General features: G+C 72.0%; 16 protein-coding genes and 1 pseudogene. 11 read left to right on the top strand and 6 right to left on the bottom strand.

From position 1 onward, the window contains the following. The first annotated feature begins 168 nt into the window (after window positions 1-168). From ACFWM7_RS23725 to ACFWM7_RS23735, 3 genes are all read left to right on the top strand, one after another. Entirely contained in the window at window positions 169-1041 is an 873-nt protein-coding gene (locus tag ACFWM7_RS23725; protein ID WP_383263572.1) for a YndJ family protein, read from the top strand. Further along, window positions 1038-1550: a DUF1990 family protein gene (locus tag ACFWM7_RS23730; RefSeq protein WP_383263574.1), complete on the top strand. Its 513-nt coding sequence runs from the start codon at window positions 1038-1040 to the stop codon at window positions 1548-1550. Before ACFWM7_RS23725 ends, ACFWM7_RS23730 begins: the two co-directional genes overlap by 4 nt. Before the next feature lie 85 nt (window positions 1551-1635). Beyond that, window positions 1636-3084, top strand: a complete 1449-nt coding sequence (locus ACFWM7_RS23735) for a lipase maturation factor family protein (RefSeq protein WP_383263576.1) — start codon at window positions 1636-1638, stop codon at window positions 3082-3084. Window positions 3085-3095: 11 nt separating this feature from the next. Here ACFWM7_RS23735 and ACFWM7_RS23740 read toward each other — a convergent pair whose 3' ends face one another. Together ACFWM7_RS23740 and ACFWM7_RS23745 are read right to left on the bottom strand one after the other, a co-directional pair. Then, complete coding sequence (locus tag ACFWM7_RS23740; RefSeq protein ID WP_156095448.1) at window positions 3096-3272, bottom strand: hypothetical protein; 177 nt, start codon at window positions 3270-3272, stop codon at window positions 3096-3098. A 358-nt stretch (window positions 3273-3630) separates the two neighbouring features. After that, a complete protein-coding gene (locus ACFWM7_RS23745; protein WP_383263579.1) occupies window positions 3631-5115 on the bottom strand; it encodes an SDR family NAD(P)-dependent oxidoreductase in 1485 nt (494 codons plus the stop codon). A 223-nt stretch (window positions 5116-5338) separates the two neighbouring features. Here ACFWM7_RS23745 and ACFWM7_RS23750 point away from each other — a divergent pair, with 223 nt between their 5' ends. The 5 genes from ACFWM7_RS23750 to ACFWM7_RS23770 all read left to right on the top strand — a co-directional run bounded on the left by ACFWM7_RS23750 (window position 5339) and on the right by ACFWM7_RS23770 (window position 10308). Continuing rightward, entirely contained in the window at window positions 5339-6235 is an 897-nt protein-coding gene (locus ACFWM7_RS23750) for an RNA polymerase sigma factor SigF (protein WP_383263580.1), read from the top strand. A 206-nt stretch (window positions 6236-6441) separates the two neighbouring features. After that, a complete protein-coding gene (locus ACFWM7_RS23755; protein ID WP_383263596.1) occupies window positions 6442-7677 on the top strand; it encodes a PP2C family protein-serine/threonine phosphatase in 1236 nt (411 codons plus the stop codon). Then, a complete protein-coding gene (locus ACFWM7_RS23760; RefSeq protein ID WP_383263582.1) occupies window positions 7667-9298 on the top strand; it encodes an ATP-binding protein in 1632 nt (543 codons plus the stop codon). The genes ACFWM7_RS23755 and ACFWM7_RS23760 overlap by 11 nt, the downstream gene beginning before the upstream one ends. After that, on the top strand, window positions 9295-9738 hold the full coding sequence (locus ACFWM7_RS23765; protein ID WP_383263584.1) for a response regulator: 444 nt from the start codon (window positions 9295-9297) through the stop codon (window positions 9736-9738). The genes ACFWM7_RS23760 and ACFWM7_RS23765 overlap by 4 nt, the downstream gene beginning before the upstream one ends. A gap of 96 nt (window positions 9739-9834) precedes the next feature. Next, window positions 9835-10308 carry an ATP-binding protein gene (locus ACFWM7_RS23770; protein ID WP_383263599.1) on the top strand — a complete coding sequence of 158 codons (474 nt, stop codon included), beginning with the start codon at window positions 9835-9837 and terminating at the stop codon, window positions 10306-10308. A 39-nt stretch (window positions 10309-10347) separates the two neighbouring features. Here ACFWM7_RS23770 and ACFWM7_RS23775 read toward each other — a convergent pair whose 3' ends face one another. After that, window positions 10348-11523, bottom strand: coding sequence for a PP2C family protein-serine/threonine phosphatase (locus ACFWM7_RS23775; RefSeq protein ID WP_383263586.1), 1176 nt, complete (start codon window positions 11521-11523; stop codon window positions 10348-10350). Between the two features lie 86 nt (window positions 11524-11609). On the opposite strand from ACFWM7_RS23775, the gene ACFWM7_RS23780 reads away from it, so the two are divergent. Further along, the gene (locus tag ACFWM7_RS23780) at window positions 11610-12125 is read left to right on the top strand and encodes a MarR family winged helix-turn-helix transcriptional regulator (RefSeq protein ID WP_383263588.1); all 516 of its coding nucleotides are present in this window, start codon (window positions 11610-11612) and stop codon (window positions 12123-12125) included. Between the two features lie 226 nt (window positions 12126-12351). Then, window positions 12352-12714 (top strand): STAS domain-containing protein, encoded by a 363-nt coding sequence (locus ACFWM7_RS23785; protein ID WP_383263589.1) that lies wholly within the window; start codon window positions 12352-12354, stop codon window positions 12712-12714. Between the two features lie 2 nt (window positions 12715-12716). Here ACFWM7_RS23785 and ACFWM7_RS23790 read toward each other — a convergent pair whose 3' ends face one another. Further along, entirely contained in the window at window positions 12717-13421 is a 705-nt protein-coding gene (locus ACFWM7_RS23790) for a (2Fe-2S)-binding protein (protein ID WP_383263590.1), read from the bottom strand. A 245-nt stretch (window positions 13422-13666) separates the two neighbouring features. Here ACFWM7_RS23790 and ACFWM7_RS23795 point away from each other — a divergent pair, with 245 nt between their 5' ends. Further along, on the top strand, window positions 13667-14830 hold the full coding sequence (locus tag ACFWM7_RS23795; RefSeq protein ID WP_383263592.1) for a DMT family transporter: 1164 nt from the start codon (window positions 13667-13669) through the stop codon (window positions 14828-14830). Here ACFWM7_RS23795 and ACFWM7_RS23800 read toward each other — a convergent pair. After that, window positions 14800-16125: a transglycosylase family protein gene (locus ACFWM7_RS23800; RefSeq protein WP_383263593.1), complete on the bottom strand. Its 1326-nt coding sequence runs from the start codon at window positions 16123-16125 to the stop codon at window positions 14800-14802. The two genes, ACFWM7_RS23795 and ACFWM7_RS23800, sit on opposite strands and share 31 nt — an antisense overlap. Window positions 16126-16309: 184 nt before the next feature. Further along, a pseudogene (locus ACFWM7_RS23805) lies at window positions 16310-16656 on the bottom strand (TetR/AcrR family transcriptional regulator); the annotation flags it as partial.

Consider the following 16656-nt stretch of genomic DNA (forward strand, 5'->3'; position numbering starts at 1 on the left):
GAGCTCTCCTGCCTGTCCCTGGGGAACGGATGGGTGTCACCATCTGTGCCGCACCGAGCACGGACCCGCAAGCGGACGAGCCGCCACCACCCCCGCATTGAACGCGTTCAAGAAAGCCTCTACTCTCACACTCGGAACTTGAACACGTTCAAAGCAAGGGGGGAAGTCATGTCCGCACTGGTCAACGTCATCGTGATGCTGGGCATGCTCGTCATCGTGCCGGCGGGGCTGCGGCTGACCGAGCAGCGCGAACTGGACCGGATCCGCCGACTCTGGCCCCTCTTCGCCGTGCCGGGCGCCGTCGCCCTCTGGCTGCCGCGCGGCGTCACGGCCACCGCGCTCGCCTGCGTCTACGCCCTGGGCACCGTCCTGCTCGCCCTGCACGCCCCGCGCCGGGCGGCCCGCGGCCGGGACCTCGACCCCGCCGGGATCGCCCTGCTCACCGCACTGGTCGCCCCGGCCGTCGCCGCGACCGCCCTGGTAGCCGAGCGCTCGGGACACGAGCTGTTCGGGTTCGACCTGGGGATCCTCGCGCTGACCGTGCCGCACTTCCACTTCGCCGGATTCGCCGCCGCCCTGATCGCCGGGCTGGTCTGCCGGGTCGCCGACGGCCCGGCGGGCCGCTTCGCCGCGCTGAGCGTGCCGATCGGCACCCTGCTCGTGCTGGCCGGCTACTTCATCGGCGACTGGGCCGAGCTGGTCGGGGCCGTCGTCCTCACGGCCGGGATGTGGACCGTGGGCCTGCTGACCTGGCGCATGGGGCACGAGGAGGGGCGGGACCGGACGACGCGGCTCCTGCTGCTGACCTCCGCCGCCGTCCTGGTGGCGACGATGCTGCTCGCGCTGAGCTGGGCGCTCGGCGAGGCGACCGGGCTCCCCCACCCCTCTCTGACCTGGATGGCCGCCACGCACGGCCTGGGCAACGCGCTGGGCTTCGCGCTCTGCTCGCTGCTGGCCTGGCGGCGCATCCGCACCGACGACCCCGTCCGCACCGAAGGCCGCACCGGCGCCCTTTCCGACATCGAAGGCAGGACCGCATGAGCACCCTCACCTACCCGGAGGTCGGCGCGACCCGGCTCGGCCCGCTCCCCCGGGGCTACCACCACCTCCACCACCGCACCCGGGTCGGCCGGGGCGAGGCGGACTTCGCGGCCGCCGGGGCGGCGATCACCGAGTGGCGGATGCACCGTGCGTCGGGCGCCACGGTGGAGGCTTCGGCCCGGCGCGCCAAGCCCGGCGGAGACGTCCGGGTCTCCCTGGGCCTGGGCCCGCTCCGCTTCACCGCCCCGTGCGAGGTGATCTGGACGGCGTACGGAGAGGACAACCGCACCGGCTTCGGCTACGGCACCCTGGCCGGGCATCCGGAACGCGGCGAGGAGTGTTTCGTGGTGGACCTCGCGGACGACGGCACGGTGTGGTTCACGGTGCTGGCGTTCTCGCGCCCCGCCTCCTGGTACGCCCGGCTCGCCGGGCCGCTGGTGCCGCCCGTGCAGCTCTGGTACGCCCGCAGGCTCGGCCGTACGCTCCGCCGGCTCGTCGCCGGGGCCTGACCCGCCGCGACCGAAAGGCCCCGGGGGCCGCCCGGCCGCGACCGGCGGGGAGCCCCGGGCCGCCTCCGGACCGATACTGGCAGGGATGGAATGGTTCACCGCGGACGGCTACTGGCTGAGCCGGCTGGTCTTCCAGCGGGCGCTGGCCGTGGTCTATCTGGTCGCCTTCCTCTCCGCCGCGCTCCAGTTCCGGGCGCTGATCGGCGAGCGCGGCATGCTGCCCGTCCCCGAGCTGCTGCGGCGCACGCCCTGGCGGGCCGCCCCCGGGCTCTTCCGGCTGCACTACTCCGACCGCCTCTTCGCCGCCGTCGCCTGGAGCGGCTGCGCCGTCTCGATGGCGCTGATCGCCGGGCTCGACGGCCTGCTGCCGCTGTGGGGCGGGATGCTGCTCTGGGCGCTGCCGTGGGTGCTGTATCTGTCGATCGTCCAGGTGGGGCAGGTCTGGTACGGATTCGGCTGGGAGTCGCTGCTGCTGGAGACGGGGTTCCTGGCGGTCTTCCTCGGCAGCGGAGACACGGCGGCGCCGGTGCTGGTGCTGTGGCTGCTGCGGTGGCTGCTGTTCCGGGTGGAGTTCGGCGCCGGGCTGATCAAGATGCGGGGCGACGCGTGCTGGCGGAAGCTGACCTGCCTGGACTTCCACCATGAGACCCAGCCGATGCCGGGGCCGCTGAGCTGGTTCTTCCACCATCTGCCCCGGCCCGTGCACCGGGTGGAGGCGGCGGCCAACCATGTCACCCAGCTGCTGGTGCCCTTCCTGCTGTTCACCCCGCAGCCGGTCGCGAGCGTGGCCGCCGGCCTGATGGTCCTCACCCAGCTCTGGCTGGTCCTGTCGGGGAACTTCGCCTGGCTGAACTGGCTCACCATCGCGCCGACGCTCTCCGTGATCGACTGGACTCCGCTCGCCGGCCCGCCGCCGGCCCAGGTCGCGCCGCCCCTCTGGTACGAGGTGGTCGTCATCGCCGTGACCGCCCTGGTGCTGGTGCTCAGCTACCGCCCGGCGCGCAATCTGCTCTCGCGCCGGCAGGCGATGAACCGGTCCTACGATCCCCTGCACCTGGTCAACACCTATGGCGCGTTCGGCTCCATGCGGCTGGAGGTCGTGGTGGAGGGCAGCGCCGAGCCGGTGGCGCACGAGGGGGCGGAGTGGCGGGAGTACGGCTTCCGCGGCAAGCCCGGCGACCCGCGCAGGCTGCCGCGCCTGTTCGCCCCGTACCACCTGCGGCTCGACTGGATGATGTGGTTCGCGGCGCTCGCCCCCGCGTACGCCCGCTCCTGGTTCGGGCCGTTCGCCGAGCGGCTGCTGGCGGGCGACCGGGACACGCTCCGGCTGCTCGGCCACAACCCGTTCCCCGGAGAGCCGCCCCGGCATGTGCGCGCCCGGGTATTCCGCTACCGGTTCACCGGGCTCCGGGAGCTGCGGGCCACCGGCTGCTGGTGGCACCGCACCTACGTCCGGGAATTCCTGCGGCCCGTCTCCCGGCCGCTGCCGCCGGAGCGGGAGGGCGGGGAGACGGGCCGCGGGACGCGCCAGTAGATCCTCGGGGGTCAGTCGATGCCGGGCAGGATGTGCGGCTCGGCGAGGTCGTCCTCGTATCCGGCGAGCCGGATCGGGGCGGACCTGGCCCAGACCTCGATGTTCCGCAGCTTCTCGGGGCGGCCGGGCCGCCCGTGGGTCCGTTCGGCGGGGCGCATTTCGCGCTCGGTCAGTTCCGGTGTCGTCACCGCGCACTCCTCTGTGTCGCGTCACCCAGGGCGTCGCCGACGCTCCGGCACCGATGCCGGAGCGCGACCGCCCCGAGCGGGGCAGGGATGGTGGTATTCGGTCGCGGTGGCGCCGGTTCGGGGCGGAACAGCGGCCGGGTTTCCGACCGTGTCCCAGGACGGTCGAGGAACCTTCGTGGGCCCCTCGATGACGTCCGTTCGCCTCAGCCTAACCAAATGAGCGCCGCCGCGCTCGATAGAACGTGTGCGGTAGGTCACTTTCGGCCACCGGGTACAGCGAAAACCCGGCCCAGGAACAATCCTGGGCCGGGTTTTCGGGTGCCGCGCGGAGACCGTCGGGCCGGATCGGCCGTTCGGGTTACCAGTTCGCGGGGGCGTAGTCCTTGAGGAAGCAGCCGTACAGGGCCTCGCCGTCCTCACCACGCACGATCGGGTCGTAGACCCGGGCCGCCCCGTCGACCAGGTCGAGAGGGGCGTGGAAGCCCTCCTCGGCGAGGCGCATCTTGTCCGGGTGCGGGCGCTCGTCGGTGATCCAGCCGGTGTCCACGGCCGTCATCAGGATGCCGTCCTTCTCGAACATCTCCTGGGCGCTGGTGCGCGTCAGCATGTTGAGCGCGGCCTTGGCCATGTTCGTGTGCGGGTGGCCCGCGCCCTTGTAGCCACGGCTGAAGACGCCCTCCATCGCCGAGACGTTGACGACGTACGCGTGCTTCGCGGCGGTGGCGGCCATCGCCGGACGCAGCCGGCTGATCAGGATGAACGGCGCGGTGGAGTTGCAGAGCTGGACCTCGAGGAGCTCAATCGGCTCGACCTCCTCGACCGTCTGGATCCAGCTGTTGGTGTCGTGCAGGTCCGGGACGAGGCCGCCCGCGTCGATCGCGGTGCCCGCGGCGATCCGGGCCGGCGAGGCGGAGCCGGTGACCAGGGCGAGGTCGGTGACCTCCTGGGCGCTCAGGCCCTCCTTGCGGGCGCTGGGCAGGGCGGCGACCCGGTCGACCGTGCCGCTGCCGAAGGTGCCGATGACCTCGGCGGCGGGCAGCTCACCGGCCGGAAGCGGCGCCGACTCGGCGTTGACCAGTTCGCTGTAGGCCCCCGGCGAGCGGCGTACGGTCTGGGCGGCGTTGTTGATCAGGATGTCCAGCGGCCCCTCGGCGGCGACGGAGTCCGCCAGCGCGACGACCTGGGCCGGGTCGCGGAGGTCGATGCCGACGATCTTCAGCCGGTGGATCCACTCGTCGCTGTCCTCCATCGCCTTGAAGCGGCGGATCGCGTCGTTGGGGAAGCGGGTGGTGATCGTGGTGTGCGCGCCGTCGCGCAGCAGCCGCAGCGCGATGTACATGCCGATCTTCGCCCGGCCGCCGGTGAGCAGCGCCCGGCGTCCGGTCAGGTCGGTGCGGGCGTCCCGGCGGGAGCGGTTCTCCTTGGCGCAGGACTGGCAGAGCTGGTGGTAGAACGCGTCGACCTCGACGTACCGCGTCTTGCAGATGTAGCAGGACCGGGGCCGCTGGAGGATGCCGGCGATCTCGGCCTGGGCGGAGGAGGAGGGCAGGACGCCCTGTGTCTCGTCGTCGATGCGCTCGGCCGAGCCCGTCGCCGTGGCCTCGGTGACGGCCCGGTCGTGGGCGGTCTTCGCGGCACGGCGCTCCTGGCGGCGGCGCTGCTTCACGGTGCGGTAGATGCCGGCGGTGGCCCGGCGGACGGCGATGGCGTCCGGGTGGTCCACCTCGATCTTGTCGAGCTCGTCGAGCACGCCCAGGCAGACGGCCAGCCGCTCCGGGTCGATTCCGGGACCGAACTCCTCGATTCCGGGAGCGAGCTCCGGGCTGTCCTCTGTCACCGTCATTGCCGTTCCTCTGTCATCTTCTCGCCGCGGGTCGTGGGTCACCGCAGGCCGAAACACCCCGCTCAAGTTTGCCATGCGCGGGCCACTGCTCCGTTCGAGCGAGGAGGGGCAACGGCGGGGGCTCCGGAAGGCGATCGAAGAAATCAGAAAAAGGAGTGCATGACTCCGCGAAGACCGGGCAGGCGACCGTCCGACACATTGGACAGCAGGGAGGGGCGACACCATGACGACGATGTCGGCGCGAGCCACCGGAACCACGACGCCGTTGAGCGACGACCGGGTCGGCACGCGGGCAGCGGACGTCACCGGAGAGCTGCCCTGGGTCGAGGACGCCGGAAAGATCGCCCCGCAGGATGCCCGAGCCCTGTCGAAGATCTTCTTCGACCGACTCCAGGTCCTGGAGGAGGGCACCCACGAGCACCAGTACGCGCGCAACACCCTGATTGAGATGAACCTCTCGCTGGTGCGCTTCGCCGCGTCCCGGTTCCGCAACCGGGGCGGCGACGACGCCGAGGACATCATCCAGGTCGGCACGATCGGCCTGATCAAGGCGATCGACCGGTTCGACCTGTCCCGTGAGGTCGAGTTCGCGACCTTCGCCGTGCCCTACATCGTCGGCGAGATCAAGCGCTTTTTCCGCGACACCACCTGGTCGGTGCATGTGCCGCGGCGGCTCCAGGAGCTGCGGGTGGACCTCGCCAAGGCGAAGGAGCAGCTCTCCGCGCAGCTCGACCGCGACCCCACCGTCAAGGAGCTGGCCGCCCACCTCGACCTCCCCGAGGAGGAGATCATCGAGGGGCTCGTGGCCGCCAACGGCTACTCGGCGGGTTCGCTCGACACCCCTTCCGCGGACAGCGACTCCGGCCAGGAGCAGCGCGCGTACGCCGATGTCCTCGGCGAGGCGGACCCGGGCATGGAGACCGTCGAGAACCTGCACACGCTGGCCCCGCTGCTGGACCAGCTCGACGAGCGGGAGCGCCGGATCGTGCAGATGCGGTTCGGGGCGGAGATGACGCAGTCGCAGATCGGCGCGGAGCTGGGCGTGTCCCAGATGCACGTGTCGCGGCTGCTCAGCCGGATCGTCCAGCAGTTGCGCAAGGGTATGAGCGTCGAGGCGTGAGCCTGCGCGAACCGTTCGGGCTCTGCCCGGAATCGAGCCGTCCGCCCTTCCGGGCGGGCGGCTTCGTGCCGTGCGCTCATCAGCCCCGTCCGTGGCGGGGCTCCTCGCTGGCATATGCTTTCTGACGATCAGGCCGGATGCACCGTGCCGTCGCACGAGAGGGTGGAGGCTTGACCGAGACACCCGTGGGCACATCCCCGAGTCCTGTGGGCCTCACCGGCATCCCCACCCAACAGGTCGGCATCCCCCACCGCCCCGAGCCCCCCCTGTGGAACCTCGACGCCACGATCCTGCTGGTGGAGGACGACGCGGGCGACGCGCTGCTCGTCGAGGAAATGCTCGCCGACAGCGAGCTGGACTCCGCCCTCACCTGGTGCAAGACGCTGGGCGAGGCCCGGACGTTTCTGCGCGCCTCCACCGCACCGGTGTGCGTGCTCCTCGATCTGCACCTCCCCGACGTCCACGGGCTGGACGCCGTGCGCCAGATACTGGAGTCCGACGGCGAGGCCGCGATCGTCGTCCTCACCGGCCTGGAGGAGTCCGGGACCGGGCTCCGCGCGGTCGCCGGAGGCGCCCAGGATTACCTGGTCAAGGGCCGACTGGGCCCCGAGGTGCTCTCGCGCGCGATCCGCTACGCCCTGCAGCGCAAGGAAGTGGAGCGGGCCGCCGCCGCGCTGCGCGCCAACCGGCTGATCGCCCAGGAGAACGCCCGGCTGGAGCGCGGCCTGCTGCCCGTCCCCCTGCTGCGGGACGATCGTTTCCGGGCTCGCGCCCGTTACGAGCCGGGGCGGGTCCACGGGCTGCTGAGCGGTGATTTCTACGATGTCGTGCAGACTGCGGACGGCACGGTGCACGCGGTGATCGGCGATGTCTCCGGGCACGGCGCCGCCGAGGCCGCGCTCGGTGTGTGTCTGCGGGTGGCCTGGCGTACCGCCGTACTGTGCGGCACGTCACACGTCGAGCAGATAGCCCTGCTGGAGGAGATTCTGGTCGCTGAGCGCTCGGACTCGCACGTGTTCGCCACCGTCACCTCGCTGGCTTTCCCGCCCGGGCAGCGGCATGTGCAGGTTCTGCGGGCCGGTCATCCGGGCTTGCTGCTGCGCCAGGGCACGGAGGTGTCCTGGGTGGAGCCCGAGGGCGGTATGGCGCTCGGGCTGCTGCCGGGGGTGGGCCGGTGGCCGACGGTGGACGTCCCGCTGCCGCCCGGCGCGGGTCTGGTGCTCTTCACGGACGGGCTGTTCGAAGGGCGCGACGGGCCGGACAGCCGGCTCGGCGAGGAAGGGCTGCTGGCGATGGCACGGGCCAACGGACATCTGCCGGCCCGCGCGTTCGTCGACGCCCTGGTGGCGGGAGCCGCCGAGGGGGCCGCACCGTACGGTGGGCTCGCTGACGATGTGGCCGTACTGCACCTGGGTTGGGGATCGGAAGACGATGAGCACTGACGGCGCGCAGGGCATAGCGGAGAAGAGCATGGCCGCCCGACTGTCGGTGCAGTCCTGGGTCCATCTGATACTCGGCGGTTTCGTCGTGGTGGTCTGCGGCTGCCTGGTGATCGGCGGCCTGGTGCTGTCCCGGATGTCGGAACGCACCGACGAGCTGGTGGACATCATCCAGCCTGCGCGATCGGTCTCCTTCCAGCTGCAGAACGCCCTGCTCGACCAGGAGACGGGGGTCAGGGGGTTCGCCCTGACCGGTGACCGGTCCTTCCTGGAGCCGTACGAGGCCGGGAAGAGCGCCGAGCGGGAGCGGCTGGTCCAGGCGCGGGAGCTGGTAGGCGACGACGAGCGGCTCGCGAAGGACCTGGACGCCGTCGAGACCGCCGCGGATCGGTGGCGGCAGGACAAGGCCGAGCCGTTGATCGCGGCGGTACGGGAGGACGGCCCCAGCCGTTCCGGCACGACGGCGCAGCTCCAGAGCAGCAAGACGGAGTTCGACAGCCTGCGGCGCGCGTACACCGTCCAGCAGGAGCATCTGGCCGAGGCCCGGGACCGGGCGCGGGCCGACCTGAACGCCGCGCGCTCCACCCGTGACTGGGTGGTGGGCATCCTGCTCGGCGTTCTCGTGCTGACCATCGTGGCGTTGAGCGTGCTGCTCCACCGGGTGGTGGGCGTGCCACTGAACCGGCTCCGCGCCGCGTCGGAAGCGGTGAGCTCGGGGGCCTTCGGCAGCCAGATCGAGATCAAGGGCCCGTCCGACGTCCAGGCCGTGGCCGGGGCGGTGGAGGGCATGCGCCGACGGCTGTCCAACGAGCTGACCGAGGCCCAGAAGCGCGAGGAACTGCTCGCGGATCAGACGGAGGAGCTGCGCCGCTCCAACTCCGAGCTGGAGCAGTTCGCATACGTCGCCTCCCACGACCTCCAGGAGCCGCTGCGCAAGGTCGCCTCCTTCTGCCAGCTCCTGGAGAAGCGGTACGGCACGGAGCTGGACGACCGGGGCAAGCAGTACATCGCGTTCGCGGTGGACGGCGCCAAGCGCATGCAGGTGCTGATCAACGACCTGCTGACCTTCTCGCGGGTGGGCCGGGTCCACGAGGGCTGGAAGCCCGTCGATCTGGGCCGGGCTTTCGACCGCGCCCTGGGCAATCTGTCCGCGGCGGTCGAGGAGTCGGGTGCGAGCGTCGAGCGGCCCGAGGAGCTGCCGGAACTCGTCGGGGACGCCACCGCCCTCACCATGGTCTGGCAGAACCTCATCGGCAACGCCGTGAAGTTCCGCCATCCCGACCGTTCGCCCCGTGTCTTTGTCGCGTGCGTGCGCGAGGACGAGAACTGGCATCTGACCGTGGCGGACAACGGGATCGGGATCGCGCCCGAGTTCGCGGACAAGGTGTTCGTCATCTTCCAGCGGCTGCACGCCCGTGACGAGTACGACGGCACGGGCATCGGTCTGGCACTGTGCCGGAAGATCATCGAGTTCCACGGCGGCCGGATCTGGCTGGAGCCCGAACCGGGCGAAGGCACCCGTATCCACTTCACTCTGCCCGTGGCGCCCGAGGCGCCCGCGCACACCACGGCGGAGCTGCTCGCTGCCGCCCAGCTCACCAGCCAGCCGGGAGACCCTTCGTGAACACCCCTGCCCAGCCCATCGAGGTCCTGCTCGTCGAGGACGACCCCGGCGACGAGCTGATGACCCGTGAGGCCTTCGAGGACAACAAGATCCGCAACACCCTGCACGTCGTGCGCGACGGACAGGAGGCGCTGGACTTCCTCTACCGGCGCGGCGAGTACACCGAGGCACCCCGCCCCGACCTGGTGCTGCTGGACCTGAACCTGCCCAAGTACGACGGCCGGCAGGTGCTGGAGCAGATCAAGGCCGACCCCGAGCTCTCCCTCATCCCGGTGGTCGTGCTCACCACGTCCTCGGCCGAGGAGGACATCCTGCGCAGCTACAAACTGCACGCCAACGCGTATGTGACGAAGCCGGTGGACCTCGATCAGTTCATCGCGGCGGTGCGCCAGATCGACGAGTTCTTCGTGACCGTGGTGCGGCTGCCCGGACGTGCGTAGGATCGGTCCGGATCTCCTGGAGTGGGATCGTTCGCCAGGGGTAGACGCATGGCGGAAAAGGTCTGCGACCTCAACTCGGCGCCCTGGCTGGAGCACATGAACGAACAGGTCACCTCCCCACCGGAAGACCCGGGTCAGGGGCTGGCTTCCGCCGAGGTACCGCCTTCCGCCGAGGTGCTGCTGAGCGCCGAGGTCTTCGACGGCGAGCCGGGCTGCATCGCGCTGGCCCGCGCGCTCGCCGACCGCTTTCTGACGCGGCTCGCGGTGGAGTGCCTCGCCCCGATCGGCGAACACACGCGTAGCGACCTCATGCTGGCCGTCAGCGAACTGGTCACCAACGCCGACCGCTACAGCCACGGCCCCTACATGCTGGAGCTGGAGGGCACCGCAGAGCGCATCAGCGTCACGGTGTACGACAGCAGCACCGCCATGCCCGTGCTGTACGCCCCCGACCCCTCCCGCCTCGGCGGCCACGGCATGGAGATCGTCGTGGCCCTGTGCGACCGGCTCACGGCCGAGCGGGTGCCGGTGGGCAAGCGCATCCGGGCGGAGTTCCAGCTCAGCACCTGAGCCCGCCGAGGCCTCCGCTCCCAGCGCCTGCCGTGCGGATCAGGCCCGCTCGTCCGGCCGGCCGAACCAGTCCAGGCACAGCACCAGCGCGTCGTCGGGCGTCTCCGTGCCCCGGTGCTCCGCCAGCTCGCCGAGCATCGCGCGCGGGACGGTGGCGGCCGGCAGGAGCCGCGTCGACTGGATGGCGCGGGCCAGCAGGCGTTCGCCGTACACCTCACCGAGCGGGGACACCGCGTCGTAGACGCCGTCGCTGAACAGCAGCAGCCGGTCGCCCGGCTCCACGTGGAACTCCTGGACCGTGTACTGCGACTCCTCGAACATGCCGAGCGGCAGCTGCGCCTCCAGCTCCACGCGGCGGACCGTGCGGCCGCGCTGCATCCACAGCTGGGGTGACCCCGCGTCGACGACGCCGACCCGCCCGGTCGCCAGCTCGAAGCGGAGCAGCAGGGTCGAGACGTGGGAGGCGCCGCGGTGCTGGTCGTAGAGGGCCTGGTCGGCGAGGGCCGCCTGGTCGGCGATGCCGATGCCGGCCCGGCGGGCGTTGCGCAGGGCGTTGACGGCGAGGTTGGTGAGGAGGGAGGCCTGTATGCCCTCTCCCATGCCGTTGGTCACCGCGACGGTCAGCTCGTCGCCGTCGGCGGCCCAGTCGAAGTTGTCACCGTGGATGGCGTACGCGGGCTCCAGCTGGGCCCCGATCGCGAACTCGGCGGCGGTGCAGGCGCGGGCGGGCAGCAATTGCCACTGCATCTCGGCGGCCAGGGTCAGGCGGGTGGTGCGGCGGGCGCGCTGGTACAGGTCGGTGTCCCGCTCGGCGACCAGGATCTCGTGTCCCAGCAGGTCGGCCATGTGGGTCAGCTCGCCGACCAGCTCCGGGGTGGACAGGGCCTGGGGCAGCCGGACGGTGAGGATGCCGAGCCGTTCGCCCCGTACGGTCACGGGCAGGTGATGATCGACGGCGTCGTCGTGCCGGACCTGCTGTTCGCCGGGCTTCTGGCTGCCGAACGCGCGGCCCTCGGGACTGTTGTGGAGGGAGAGCGGTTTCTGCTCGCCGTCGGGCCGGTCCAGCGATTTGAGGACCCGCAGACCGTAGTCGGCGAGGTGGAGCTCCACCGCGAGGGCCCCGTAGACACTGCTGAGCTTGGTGCGCAGGGTGGCCAGCAGGGCGTGCGGCGCGGCGGCCCGTACGGCGGCCTCGATGTCCGTTCGTCTGTTCACGGTCTCTCGCACATTCTTCGTCCTGCGACGCGGTAAGGGCCGGGCCCGGGCTGACAAGCGGGCCTGACGGGTGACACAGTGGCTGAATGCCCCACCGAGGATTCCGCCCGAGCATGCGCGAACAGGCGTCCGCCGACGCCGTCGCCGCCTCGGAGCTGCTGGAGGTGCTGTGGGGCCGGGGCCAGGAATCCGCCGCTTCGGGAACCGTCTCGCCCTCCCAGCTCCGTGCCCTGCTGGTGATCGAGAAGCAGGAGGGCACCAATCTGCGAGCGCTGGGCGAGGCCCTGGGATCCCGGGCCCCCTCCGTCAGTCGGCTCTGCGACCGGATGGAGGCGATGGGGCTCGTCCTGCGGGCGCCCAGCCCGACCAGTCGGCGCGAAGTGGAACTGCGGCTGAGTCTGCGCGGCCGCACCCTTCTCGAAGAGTACCGGGCCCTGCGCGCCGGCGAGCTGAACGCCGTGCTGGAGCGGATGGACCCCGCCGCCCTCGCCGCGCTCGTGGACGGCCTCGCGGCCTTTCACGCCGCGGCTTCGGAGCGCCTTTCCCCGCAAAGGGAGACGGCGGTCTCCCGACTCCGCGATGATGTCGCGGACAGCGCCTAGTTTCATCCAGCTCCTGCTTCCGCATCCATCGGCTCTCCGCCGTCGACAGGCCGGACGAGCAACCGTCGGGGATCAGATTGTTACCCGATGGAGAATGTTGTCAAATGGCAACTGTTACTTCTATCGTTAGCCCCGTACCCCCGCCGCGACCAGGGACGGAACGATGCCGACCCGTGTCCGGCGACACGGCTCTCCGCTCCCTTCCGACCCGCCCGAGGTGCCTTCCGTGCTTTCATCGCCCAACGAAGACAGAGCCGTCAGAATCACCACCCGGCAGGAGCGGGACGCATCCGTCCTCACCGTGTCGGGTGACCTCGATATCGACAGCGTCGCACCGTTGGGCCTCGCGCTGACCTCGGCGGCCGACGACGGCTCGGGCCCGGTCGTCGTGGACCTCTCCGGCGTCGGCTTCGCGGACTCGACGACGGTGAACGTGCTCCTTCAGGGCCACACGGCGCTCGGCGGCCGGCTGCGGCTGGCCGCCCCGTCCCCGTTCATGCGCCGCCTGATCGACATGATCGGCCTCGACAGCGCGCTGCCCGTCCTGCCGTCCGTGGACGACGCCATCGACGCCGTACTGCCTTCCTGACGTTACGGCTCCGCCCGGGTGGAGCCGGGCGCCCGGTCGAACACGCAGTCGCCGCACAGCCCGCCGCCGGAACAGCGCCAGTACAGGCAGCAGCTGCGCCGCCGGAACGCCGGGCCGTGCGGGGATCCGGTGTCGCGCAGCGCCTCGTCGTCGAAGAGCTCGGCCGCCAGCGCGCGGGCCCGTGCCGCTACGTCCGGCCGGTCCTGGGCACGCGCGAACGCGACGAGTTCACGCACGGCCCCGGCGAGCGCGGAGCCCGCGTTGCCCCGCAGCAGTTGCGGCGAGATGTTCCCGTCGCGCCGGAACGCCTCGGACAGCGGGGCCAGATGCCCGTACTGGACCTCCTCACGGATCCGGGCCGCCGTGCCGGGCAGCTCCGCCGTCCCCGCGAGCCACAGGTCGTCCGGCGACGTGGCCGACGGATCCCAGTGCAGGGCGCCGGGCGTCAGAGCGGGGATCCGCCCGAACAGCGCGGCCGGGCCCAGGGCGACGGACCAGAGCCGCGCGGCAAGACCGAGATGGGCGATGGAGGCGGCGACCCTGCGCTCGGGGGCCGCGAGGCGCGCCGCGACCCGGTCGACACGCGCGGCGAGGGGGCCGTTCTCCCCCGCGTACAACCGTTCCAGCGGCCGGTGCCCGCCGCCCGGCACCGGGGTGGTCCGCAGCGCGAAGAATCCCCCGACCGACGCCAGTAGTGCCAGGTCCATGGGCCGCTCCCCCTCCGCTTCCGGTCCGTCCCCGGTCCCGCTCCCGTGATCGGGGACGCGGACACCGGCTGTGGCGCCCCGGCGGCTCACCGTATCCGCCGGGCGGCAACTTCTGACGACCGGGGGCGGCAGGACTACCGTCGGGAGGAGGACGTCGGTCCGACGGGCGTACTACTGGGGCAGTACGCCGAAGTGCAGTCTCAAGGACGACGACGTGGGGCCCCGGACGGGACATCGTGGTGTACATGAGCTCCCTTGCGTTGTCCGTGTTGCTGTCACTGATCTCCGCGGTCGCCTACGCGGGCGGGGCGATCATCCAGGAGCGCGTGGCCGCGACCGGTGACAACTCCTGGCGCGCCCTGCTGCGCAACGGCGTGTGGTGGGTCGCCGTCGTCCTCAACGGGATCGGTGCGGTCCTGCACGTGGTGGCGCTCGCCTACGGTCCGCTCAGCCTGGTCCAGCCGCTCGGGGCGCTGACGATCGTCTTCGCCCTGCCGATGGCGGCTCTGTTCGTCGGGCGGCGGGCGGGGGCGGCGGCGTGGCGCGGCGCGCTGATGGCGACGGCCGGGCTCGGCGGACTGCTGGCGCTCACGGGGAACGCCGAGCCGCACACGCTGAACGGTCCCGAGCAGGCGCTGCTGGCCTCGGTGACGTTCGGGGCCGTCGGCGCCCTCGTCGTGCTCTCCCGGACGCTGCGCCGGCCGGTCCTGCGCAGCATCGTCCTGGCCACGGGCGCGGGCGCGGCGTTCGGCATGGCCTCGGTGTTCACCAAGACCGTGGCCGTGGAGCTGACGTCCGGTTCACTGCGCTCGGGCGCGCTGCCGCTGCTGGTGATCGCCGGGCTCGCGGCGGCGGGCCTGTTCCTGTCCCAGGCCGCCTACCGGGGCGCGGGGCTCACGGCTCCGCTCGCGACGGTGACGGTGGTCAACCCGGTGGTGGCCGCCGCGATCGGCCTGACCCTGTTCGGCGAGCACTTCCGTCTCGGCGTCCCGGGCACCGTCCTGGCCCTCTCCTGCGGGGCGTTGGCCGCCGGCGGCCTGATCATGCTGACGCGGGAGCGGCTCAACGGGGAGCACGCCGAGGAGGCAGGGGCGGCCCCGGAGGCGACCGGCCCCGGCACCCGCCGCGCGGCCCCGGCCGAGGGCTCGGGCGCCCAGGACGCGGACGGCGGCGCGCAGGGGCGTGAGGACGGACGCCCCGCGGTGTCGCCTGACGTGCCGGAACCCGCGTCGGGGCAGCGGCCCGTGGAGCCTACGTCGTCGCCCCTGGTGCCGGGACGCGCCGTGCCGCAGGCGGAGTTCGGCACGCCGGGCCCGCTCGCGGAGCAGCGGCGGCGCGGCGGAGCCACGCTGCGGCGCTCCCGCTCCGAGCGGACGGTTCAGACCCTCACGCCGCCGGCCCGCAGGTAGGCGAGCGGATCGACGTCCGAGCCGTAGCCGGGGCCCGTACGGATCTCGAAGTGCAGGTGCGGGCCGGTGCTGTTGCCGGTGGAGCCGGAGCGGGCGATGCGCTGCCCGCCGGAGACCGACTGCCCGGCGCGCACGTGGAGCGCGGAGAGGTGGGCGTACTGGCTGTACTTGCCGTCGCTGTGCCGGATGACGACCTCGTAGCCGTATGCTCCGGCCCAGCCGGCCGAGACGACGCGTCCCGGAGCCACCGACTTCACCGACGTACCGGTGGGGACGGGAAAGTCCACCCCGGTGTGGTAGCCGCTGGACCAGGAGCCGGCCTGCCGGTAGGGGGTGCCGGTGCCGGCGGCGACCGGGGCGCTGAAGCCGGGGTGCTTCACGGCCCGCTCCGGAGCGGGCTGTTCCTTCTTGGGAGGCGCCTGCTTCGGCGCTTCCTTCTTCGGCGCCTGCTGCTTGGGCGCTTCCTTCTTGGGTGCCTGCTGCTTCGGGGCGTCTTTCTTGGGTTCGGCCTTGCGCTGGTCCGCCTTGTTCGCCCCGGGCGCGGCTGTCGAGGGCTTCGGGGTGGCCTTCCCGGAGCTCGTTCCCTCCCCCGCCTTCGGCGCCCGGCTCCCGTCGAGGCTGAGCCGCTGTCCGGGGAAGATCAGGTTCGGGTCGTCCCCGACGACGGTGCGGTTGGCCGCGTAGAGGCCCTGCCAACCGCCGCGCACCCGCTGGGCGGACGCGATGCCCGAGAGGGAGTCGCCGCTCGAAACGGTGTACGCGTCGCGCTTGCCCGGCACATGGGTGGGCGTCGCCGCGGCGGGACGCGTCTGCGGCTGCTTGGGCGGCGCGCTCCGCGGCGCGGAGGCCTGGACGGGCCGGTTCCCCGCGCTCTGCGCGTCGGCCCCCGGCCCCGGGGTGATCTCGGGCGCGTCCCCACCCCGGGTGAGCCCCGCCCGTACGGAACAGGTGGGCCAGGCCCCGGGGCCCTGGCCGTCGAGCACCTTCTCGGCGATGGCGATCTGCTGGTCCCGGGTGGCGAGATCGGCGCGCGGCGCGTACTGCGTGCCGCCGAAGGCCGCCCAGGTGGAGCCGCTGAACTGCAGCCCGCCGTAATAGCCGTTGCCCGTGTTGACGGCCCAATTGCCGCTGGACTCACAGGCGGCGACCTTCTCCCAGACCTCACCCGAGGCGGCTCCCGCCGAGGCCGCGGTGATGAGCGGGAGCGCGATGCCCGCGCCGCCCGCCGTCACCGTGAGCGAGGCACGGTTGATGCGGCTGGGCTGATATCTGCGGTGCCGTCCGGTCGCGGCCATACGTGGCTCCCCCACTGGCTTCGGTACATCTCGCAAGGGGCAACGTAGGGCCGCACAGTGACTGATCACAAGCAAAACGTGATACTCGGCCGCCCCCGGATAGTCCGTGGCCGAATACCGCTCCCCCGGATTTCGCTCGCCCCTGGGAGTGACTTGGGGTGACCTGGGGGGAGCAGGGGGGTGTTCAGGCCGGACCTGACTCCTCCGGCCAGGCCCGCAGGGCGACCTCCGCGAGCACCTCCAGCTCCGCACGGCTCGCGCCGTCCCGGGCCTGTTGCGACATTCCCTGGATGACGGCCGCCGTATAGCGTGCGAGCGCCGCCGCGTCGGCGTGGGCGGGGAGCACCCCCGCGTCGATGTCCGCCTGGATCCGCCGCTGAAAGACCGTCACGTTCCGCAGGCGATGGCCGCGCAGCACCGCCACCACCTCGTGCGAGGAGCAGTTCTCGGCGGCGCTGAGCACCATGCAGCCGTGCGGCCGACCGTCCGCCGTGTACTCCGCCGCGGCTTCGCGCAGCATCCGCGCGAAGC

This window comes from Streptomyces sp. NPDC058375 (genome assembly GCF_042723425.1).
Lineage (GTDB): Bacteria > Actinomycetota > Actinomycetes > Streptomycetales > Streptomycetaceae > Streptomyces > Streptomyces durocortorensis.